Raw genomic sequence first — 8,224 nt, 5'->3', positions numbered from 1 at the left:
AGCAAGTAGGCGACCCGCATAGGTTAATTGGAACCGCTGGGTGCGAGACCCGCATGCCCAGTGGTGTGAGAGGGGTAGGTGAAAGCTTCCCCTACTCGATTCACGTAAGAATAATCTCACGAAAATGCTTTTGAATGGAATTGGTCCGGAGTACACGCGGAAATCGGCAGGTACGTGCCGACAGCATTGATCATATTGTTAATACAAGCCGATGATTTTCCACCAAAGCATACCGACTGCAAAAACGATAATGACACTTGCGGTAACCAGAACAAAATTGATTTTGTAGAACCTAGGTCTTTCAAAGAAACCCTGTCCGAAGTAGATCGGGCCGGGACCGCCGGCATATTCTGTAATGCCCCACATGAAGTTAGAGAAAATGGCAAAGCAGACGGCAACCATCAGCGGAGGTGCACCGGCTCCGATCGCCACAGCGGCAAACGGAACATACATCGCCGCCACATGTCCAGAGGCAGTTGCAAATACGTAGTGAAGGTAAATATAGGCAAAGCCGAGCAGGATGAATGTTGTCATCCAATCCATTCCGGTGAGCATAGAGGCAAATCCAGCAGACATCCATTTAATGAAACCGAGAGATGTGAGACCGGTTGCTAAGGAGATGATGACGCCGAACCAAACAACGGTATCCCATGCGGCTTTGTCCGCTAAGACGTCTTTCCAATTTACGGCCCCCATCGCAAAGAGCAAAGCAGCAAGCCCGATACCGATGGCGTTGGCATTTAGCCCGGTCCACATTGTGGTGCCCCAGCCAAGAAGGGCTAAGACGAAGCCGATCGCAACTTTGATTTCTTGCGAAGACATCGGTCCCATATGTTTCAACTCTTCACGTCCCATCTTCTTGGCTTCAGGAGTACGTTTAAGTTCCGGATTAAGAATCTTGTAGGAAAGCAACGGCATTACGAAAAAGCAGATCATCGCCGGAACGACTGCAGCCCAGAACCAGCCTACCCAGGTCAGCTCAATGCCTAAACCTTCTTTTGCCAGTGTTGCACAAAGAGGATTTGCAGCCATGCCGGTCATGAACATAGCGCCGGTGATCGGAGTGAACTGAAAACAAGTCATGGTCAAGAATTCACCTAAACGCTTTTGCTTTGGGCCTGGTTCGGAGTCTAAAACTTGGTCAATGGACTTGGAAATCGGGAGAATGATGCCGCCGGAACGAGCGGTTACACTCGGCATTGCCGGAGCGAGAATAAGGTCGGCAATGCCCAAGGAGTAAGCGATGCCCAACGAAGAGCCTCCAAATAAGGAAAGCGTTTTATAGGCGATTCTTCTTCCTAGTCCGGATTGAACGAATCCGAGTGAAAGAACGTAAGCAGAGAAAATCATCCAGACCGTACCGGAAGCAAAACCTGAGAGTGCTGCTTTAAAACTTAGCGTGTTGGTGAAAATAGAAAGAGCCAGCGCGATGAACATTAAGGCGCCGGAAGGAAGAGGTGCACAAAGAATGCCGACAATGGTTGCGACGAAGATGGCGAACATATGCCAGGCTTGTGGTTTGAGGCCCTCGGGAACCGGGTAAAACCAAATCGCAAGCAAAACCACGATTGGGACGAGATATTGCCAGAGCTTAATAGGCTTATTAGACATAATGGTATCCTTAGAAAGGCCTTCCGCAGAAGACCTTTCTTCAGTTAAGGGACAACTAATCAAGGAAGTAAGTGCTAGCTCTTGCTGTATTTGGCAACGACACGGTCGACAAATTCCGGAGCTAACCCCACATAGTTATGCGGATCGAGCATTGCGTCGATTTCTTCTTCCGTAAAGGCTGCGGCAACTTCGGGTGTACGCAGCAGAACGTCCTTAAAGGGTATTTCTTTTTCATAAGCTTCCATTGCACCCTTGTAAACAATGCCGTGAGCTGTCATACGACCGAGGCGGTTGGCCAGGTGCATCATGACGTTTTCACTGAGCATCAGGCCTTTCTGTGCAAACAAGTTGCGTTCCATGTGTTTTGGATAAACGATAAGGTTCTTCAGAATGTTCTTGGATTTTTCCAGCGCGGCAGCCATCATGTGGCATGCACGAGGAATAGCCTCCCACTCAGAGAGGAAGCAGCCCCAATCCCGTTCCATTTCGCTGATCATGCTTTCTACGATAGAAGGGGCGATGCTGCGGACATTTCTGAGAAGCGCCAGGACATTTTCCAGAACGGCCGGATTGCGTTTATGCGGCATGGTGGAGGAACCGACTTTGCCCATGAAGAACGGTTCTTCCAATTCAAGAATTTCTGTTCTCTGCAGTGTCAGGATTTCATGCATGATGCGGCCGAGAGTTCCGGCGCAAAGGGCAAGAACGGAAACAAATTCGGCTTGGTTATCGCGGGCAACATGCCACGCAATCGTCGGAGTCTTCAGACCGAGGATCTTGAACATGCGTTCTTGAGTTTCCAGGCCGTGTTCAGGCTGAGAAGCCAAGGTACCGACGGCGCCGGCCATTTCGCCGACGAAGACTCGGTCTCTCATTTCTTCGAGGCGTTCAATATCGCGACCCAGTTCATCGGCCCAAATAGCCGCTTTGTAACCGAAGGTGATCGGAAGAGCGTGGACGACGTGGGTACGGCCGCTCATGATGGTGTTACGGTATTTTTTGGCCAAGTCTAGGCAGTATTCCTGACAGAGTTTCATATCACGAAGAATGACTTCGTAGGCATCTCTTTCTAACAAGACAATACCTGTGTCCACGATGTCTTGACTCGTAGCTCCCCAATGCACGAACTCTCCGGCGTTTTCCGGAAGGATTGCTTTGAAGGCTTTCAGCAGGGGTACGATCGTAATAGAGCTCTTGTAGTATTCGCCGATGCTCGGAATGTCGATGAGTTCAGCTTTAGCGTATTGATTGATGATGTCGGTTTTTTCCTTTGGAATGACGCCGAGTTCGGCTTGAGCGGCAGCGAGCGCGGCTTCTGTGTCCAGCCATTTTTGGACCCAAGCTTTATCACTCAGGATTTCGCGCATTTCATCGGTACTAAACATGCAGCCGTGGATCTGGCTGTCGATTGCAGTAGAAGGCATTTTCTCTCCTTAAAAATTGAGATCGGTTTTGTATGGCTTCATTCTGCAAATAGAGGACAAGCGGAACAACGAGTAAGTGCATTTGTTTTGATAACTATCAATAGTTCGGCGTTTAGTTTAAGAACTTTATTTAATAAATCAAAGAGTTAAGTTATGTCTACCAACTTATTGCCGAGTTTTGTAGGCGACAAAACACAAAACCCTTATGGTTGTTGGCTTCGCGCTTAGATAAAATCGAACTTGTCCGTATTTAGAACCTACAAATCTCTTATTTTGCAAAAACCCGTCTGGAAAAAGATCGCAGAAGAAATATCCTTAGAAGTCTCTTTGGGGAGGTGGACGGTCGGCTCTATCATCCCGAACGAGATTGATCTGGCTAAAAGATATAAAGTCAGCCGAGACACAATGCGGAAAGCACTTACCTATCTGACTCAGCAAGGACTTTTTGAACGAAAACCGCATATCGGAACCAGAGTTAAATCAAGAACAAGAACAGGCAAGTTCCTGAGCGAGTTGGACGGAATTAGAGATATTGACCATTACGGCAATCAATACCCGAGAAAAATCCAGAACGTTACCCAATTGGTCGTCGATGAAGAATTGACAGAACGGTTGTCTTTAAAGCCTGGGGATCTGGTCATTCGCTTTAAAAACATTCGCGTCGCTTCTGAGAAAGTTCAAGAGACCGTGGTCGTGACGTACGTTTACATTCCGACTGAAGCAGCCGAGGTCTTAGAGATAGTGAAGAAACGCCCCGAAGAACTCATTATTACATTGGCAGAAGAAGTCCTCGGACGGGAATGTGATGAAGTTAAGCAAACTTTCTCGGGCACGATCATGCCTGACGAGGTGGCAGATTTATTTAAAGTTCCTCACGGGACGGCGGCTTTGAAGATTATTCGGAATTACATGGATGTTCGTGGGCGAACGATCGTTGCATCCGAATCGTTTCATACGGCAGATCGATTCTCTTTTTCCGTTGCTGTGAAGAAGAAAAAGTACTAATTAGGAAAACATCTTAGATTTTGCAGAAAAGGTTGTGCTTTAGGCTGATTCGACTTGCTCATTTCTCTCTGAATCGCTACGCTCAGAGCTGCACCCAAGAAGAATCTCAAGATCTCAAATGCACAAAACTACAAAACGCGGTTTCCTCAAGGCCGCACTTGCCTCCGGATTGGCGCTTGAAGCTTTTCCGGCTCGTTCTGCTTCCCCAAAGAGCTCCGAGCAATTAATTACGATTATCGACTTAGATAAGTGCGACGGCTGCACGGATTTGTCGATTCCTGCGTGCGTCAGAGCCTGCCGTGCTAAAAATCAGGCTCGCTATCCAGAGCCGCAGAAGCCGGTGCAGCCTTACTGGCCTCAGCCCAAGTATGAGGACTTTTCAAACGATCGGGATAACATTTCTCGGCTGACTCCGTACAACTGGATTTATCTTCAGCATGTTTCCGTTGACGGAAAAGATATTTATCTTCCGAGACGCTGCATGCAGTGCTTTGATGCTCCATGCCGCAAGCTCTGTCCTTTTGGAGCCATCGACCAAACTAAACAAGGAGCGGTCAAGATTGATGATCGCGTGTGTTTCGGAGGGGCGAAGTGCAGGGATGTTTGCCCATGGAATATTCCTCAGCGCCAGGCGGGTGTGGGAATCTATCTTAAAGTAGAACCGAAATTAGCCGGCGGCGGAGTCATGTATAAATGCGATTTTTGTGCTGATCTCATCGCTCAAGGCAAAGAGCCTGCATGCTCGACGGAATGCCCCAAAAAAGCCATGTTGGTTCTCCCTATCTCGCAGGCAGAAGAAAAGTTTAAATCCTTAGCAAAAAACCGTTTTGTATACGGTAAAGAAGAAAACGGCGGAACCGCAACTTGGTATGTTTGCTCAATGCCCTTTGAAAAGATTAACCGTCAGCTGCACTCCCAATTGCCAAAGATTCATCCGGGAAGACCGCTCATGAACGAAGTCGATTCGAAACTGAGTCAGTCGACGCCTTTAGTGCTTGGAACTTTGGCTGCACCGATTGTGGCTTTGGGAGCATCCGTCGCCCTAAGAAAAAGAAAGAACGACAAAGATCAATCTCAATAATGCGGTGCGGAAATGAAAATCATCAGACAACCTCTAACTAATCGAGTTGTGCATTGGGGCATCGCATTGAGCTGTTTCGGATTGATTTTTACCGGAATCCTTCAGATGCCTGTGGCTAAGAGATACGGCCTGACATCTTTAGGAGAGTGGATGGGAAACTACTTTACGACGTTGTCTATGCATTACTTCTTCGGCTTAATTTTTGTGTTCTTCTGCTGCTTCCACGTGTTCTACCATGCGCTGAATAAAGAGTTCGATATTGTTCCGAAGAAAGGCGACGTGAAGGGAAGCATTCTGATTTTTAAAGCGATTCTTTCCGGAGAGAAAGAGCCTCCGAGCGCGAAGTACCTGCCGGAGCAGCGTTTGGCCTGGGCTGCTTTTGCGGTCACGTTCTTAATTCTGATCGTCACGGGCCTTCTGAAAACCTATAAAAATCTTCCGGGCATTCAATTGGAAGATCCCTGGACTTTTTATATTGCACAGTTCCATAACTTGGGTTTTGTGTTGTGTCTTCTTCTGTTCGTGGGACACATGGCGGCTTTTGTGATTAAGGCTAACCGTAATCTTTTGCCGGCCATGTTCTCCGGCAAGGTGGACAGAGAGTATGCGTTGGAGCGTCACTCTCTTTGGTCACCGGATTAAAAACCAAGAGGATCGCGTAAAGAGAAAGCGAGGACAGCCAGAAAGCTTTCCGGAGGACCAATGATGTTCTGTTTGAGTTTGAACCGTGCATTTCCAAGACTCATTGTTTCACTATTGCTTGTCAGTTCTGTTTGGTCCTCTCATGCTGCTGAAACGTTAAGACTCGGCATATCTTCCTTTGCCGAGCACAGCATCAATAAGGTGCTCATTGATCCGACAATTAAAGCAATCCGGGATGCAGTTCAACCTGACAAGCTGGAAGTCGAGTATTTGGAACTCAATCGACTGCAGAACTCCCTGAAGAACGGACAGCTGGATTTGGTTCTCTCTTCTGCAGGCAACTATCGAAGGTTCCTGTTGGAAGGCTATGGGCTGCGAGATTTGGCGACGATGGTCTCAACCCAAGCACCAAACCCTAACTACGCTGAGGGTTCTGTATTCTTTGTCCGCAGTGACAGGCAGGATATAGACTCTATTGCTGCACTAAAAAACAAGTCTGTCAGCGCTAACTACCCCTTCGCATTTTCCGGTTGGCAAGTTGCAGCAGGAGAACTTCAGAAGCGAGGGTTTGATCCTGATCATTTCTTTTCAAGAGTCGATTTTCTCGGTCACGGAGCGTCTCCGGTCATTGATGCAGTTTTATCCAGTAAAACAGATGCTGGCATTGTGCGGGCTTGTGTATTGGAAAATGCAGGTTTGATTAAGTCAGGCAAAGTCAAAGTATTAGAACCAAAGGAGACGGCCGATTTTCCATGCGAAGTCTGTACTCGCCTTTATCCGAACTGGACGTTGTCTACAACTCCGAACACACCGCCGGAGGTTAGCCGCAAGGTCACGGCTGCCGTCTTGGAAATTAAACCTTTGCAAAACAATCTTCACTGGAGCGTAGCGACAGATTTCACGCCGATTGATGACTTGTTTAAACAGCTGCAAATCGGGCCGTATGAATATCTTCAACACTTCAGCTTTAAACGCTTCATTGAAGCTTACTGGCAGTATTTTGTTTTTGTCCTGATCTTCATTGTCGGTTTGATCTTGCACGGAATACGGAGTGAATATCTGGTTAACAAGAGAACGCACGCCTTATCCGAATCTCTAAAACGCGAACGCAAATTAAGAGCGGAATCTGCATTGGTTAAAAGCCGTTTGGACAAAATTCAAAAGGTCGGCTTGGTCGGACAGATGTGTTCAATGATTGCACATGAATTGAAGCAGCCGCTGGGAGCCGCTGCAGCCTATTGCTTTGCACTCCGCCGCCGAATGGAAAGCGGAGAGGTTTCCGCAGACATGCTGGAAAAGGGAATCGAACGCATAGACGGTCAAATTCAGCGAGCATCGGAAGTGGTCAATCAGGTGCGCTCGTATGCAAAGGGGCAAAGACAGAGACAAGCTGTTGACGTCGGCAAAACTGCTGAAAAAATACTTCGGGACATTCAAGCCTCATCTCCGGATACGGAAGTCGAATTTCAAAAGGAGGGTGAGCGCCTTCTTGTCGAGGCGAACCCGATCGAATTGGAAATTATCCTAATCAACCTTGTAAAAAACGCCATAGAAGTAGTAAAAGATAAACAAAACGGACGTGTGATTGTGAACCTCTCATCGGAGGGGGGTGCTGTTTGCATTAAGGTGGAAGATAACGGTGAAAAGATGTCGGACGCTGAATGGAAACAAATATCTCAGCTGGCGATGGCAACTACTAAACACAGCGGACTCGGTTTCGGCCTATCCATCGTTGCAGGCTTGGCCGAGGACTTGGGAGGAAGAATCACATTTGAACGGATTCCATCCGGAGGCCTTTCCGTTCTCGTCCGTCTTCCGTCAGCGAAGGAGTAATCGTGCCCCAAGGTTGTTTAATTCGCATCGTCGATGATGACGAGGATATGCGCGAGAGCCTTTCTTTCCTGCTTGAAAGTGAAGGGTGGAAATGTGCCGCTTATGCGAGTGCGCGTGAATTTTTAATCGAAGATGCCGCAAGTGTTCCCGGCTGTCTCATCCTTGATATTCGTATGCCGGAGATGACGGGCCTTGAGCTGCAGCAGGAAATGAACCGCAGAAAAATTTTTCTGCCGATTGTTTTCCTCACAGGCCACGGAAGTATAGATATGGCCGTCTCCGCGATGAAATCCGGCGCGGTGGAATTTCTTCAAAAACCTGTCGATCACGCAAGGCTTTTAAGCGTGGTGCGTGATTGCGTCAGGCGCTGCAGCAATGGTTTTGCGGTGCTGGACTTCGACATTAACGAGGCCAAAAGACGCTGGGAAACGTTGACGGAAAAGGAACAGCAGGTGCTGACTTTGATCGCAGCCGGTCTACTCAATAAAGAAGTTGCCGAACGTCTCGGTAACTCCGTGCGGACAATTGAGAATCATCGAGCCGCTGCAATGAAAAGACTTCAAATCAGGACGTTGGCTCAGTTGAACAGCCTGACGGAAGCAATTAAAGAAAATACAAATCCGTAAAA

The 8,224-nt window shown here is 47.9% G+C and carries 7 protein-coding genes; 5 read left to right on the top strand and 2 right to left on the bottom strand.

Features of this window, described 5'->3' with window-relative positions:
• Positions 1 to 198: 198 nt before the first annotated feature.
• Both ACZND6_RS09275 and purB read right to left on the bottom strand, forming a co-directional pair.
• Positions 199 to 1,611 (bottom strand): DASS family sodium-coupled anion symporter, encoded by a 1,413-nt coding sequence (locus ACZND6_RS09275; protein WP_008810917.1) that lies wholly within the window; start codon positions 1,609 to 1,611, stop codon positions 199 to 201.
• 74 nt (positions 1,612 to 1,685) lie between these two features.
• The gene (gene purB / locus ACZND6_RS09270) at positions 1,686 to 3,035 is read right to left on the bottom strand and encodes an adenylosuccinate lyase (protein WP_300875001.1); all 1,350 of its coding nucleotides are present in this window, start codon (positions 3,033 to 3,035) and stop codon (positions 1,686 to 1,688) included.
• A gap of 273 nt (positions 3,036 to 3,308) precedes the next feature.
• On the opposite strand from purB, the gene ACZND6_RS09265 reads away from it, so the two are divergent.
• The 5 genes from ACZND6_RS09265 (at position 3,309) to ACZND6_RS09245 (ending at position 8,222) form a co-directional block, all read left to right on the top strand.
• The gene (locus ACZND6_RS09265) at positions 3,309 to 4,040 is read left to right on the top strand and encodes a GntR family transcriptional regulator (protein ID WP_300875004.1); all 732 of its coding nucleotides are present in this window, start codon (positions 3,309 to 3,311) and stop codon (positions 4,038 to 4,040) included.
• Positions 4,041 to 4,158: 118 nt separating this feature from the next.
• Positions 4,159 to 5,121, top strand: a complete 963-nt coding sequence (locus ACZND6_RS09260) for a 4Fe-4S dicluster domain-containing protein (protein ID WP_300875007.1) — start codon at positions 4,159 to 4,161, stop codon at positions 5,119 to 5,121.
• Between the two features lie 12 nt (positions 5,122 to 5,133).
• Positions 5,134 to 5,763 carry a cytochrome b/b6 domain-containing protein gene (locus ACZND6_RS09255; RefSeq protein ID WP_300875010.1) on the top strand — a complete coding sequence of 210 codons (630 nt, stop codon included), beginning with the start codon at positions 5,134 to 5,136 and terminating at the stop codon, positions 5,761 to 5,763.
• A gap of 60 nt (positions 5,764 to 5,823) precedes the next feature.
• Positions 5,824 to 7,596 carry a sensor histidine kinase gene (locus ACZND6_RS09250; RefSeq protein ID WP_300875013.1) on the top strand — a complete coding sequence of 591 codons (1,773 nt, stop codon included), beginning with the start codon at positions 5,824 to 5,826 and terminating at the stop codon, positions 7,594 to 7,596.
• A 2-nt stretch (positions 7,597 to 7,598) separates the two neighbouring features.
• Positions 7,599 to 8,222 carry a response regulator transcription factor gene (locus ACZND6_RS09245; protein ID WP_370748672.1) on the top strand — a complete coding sequence of 208 codons (624 nt, stop codon included), beginning with the start codon at positions 7,599 to 7,601 and terminating at the stop codon, positions 8,220 to 8,222.
• Positions 8,223 to 8,224: the final 2 nt, after the last annotated feature.

It is taken from the genome of Parasutterella sp. (assembly GCF_057870745.1).
This window is presented reverse-complemented; position numbering and strand designations above follow the sequence as displayed.

Bases quoted from the DNA above. Each gene is read 5' to 3' on its own strand.
- ACZND6_RS09255 (WP_300875010.1), top strand. From the start codon at position 5,134: ATGAAAATCATCAGACAACCTCTAACTAATCGAGTTGTGCATTGGGGC.
- ACZND6_RS09275 (WP_008810917.1), bottom strand. From the start codon at position 1,611: ATGTCTAATAAGCCTATTAAGCTCTGGCAATATCTCGTCCCAATCGTG.
- purB (WP_300875001.1), bottom strand. From the start codon at position 3,035: ATGCCTTCTACTGCAATCGACAGCCAGATCCACGGCTGCATGTTTAGT.
- ACZND6_RS09250 (WP_300875013.1), top strand. From the start codon at position 5,824: ATGATGTTCTGTTTGAGTTTGAACCGTGCATTTCCAAGACTCATTGTT.
- ACZND6_RS09260 (WP_300875007.1), top strand. From the start codon at position 4,159: ATGCACAAAACTACAAAACGCGGTTTCCTCAAGGCCGCACTTGCCTCC.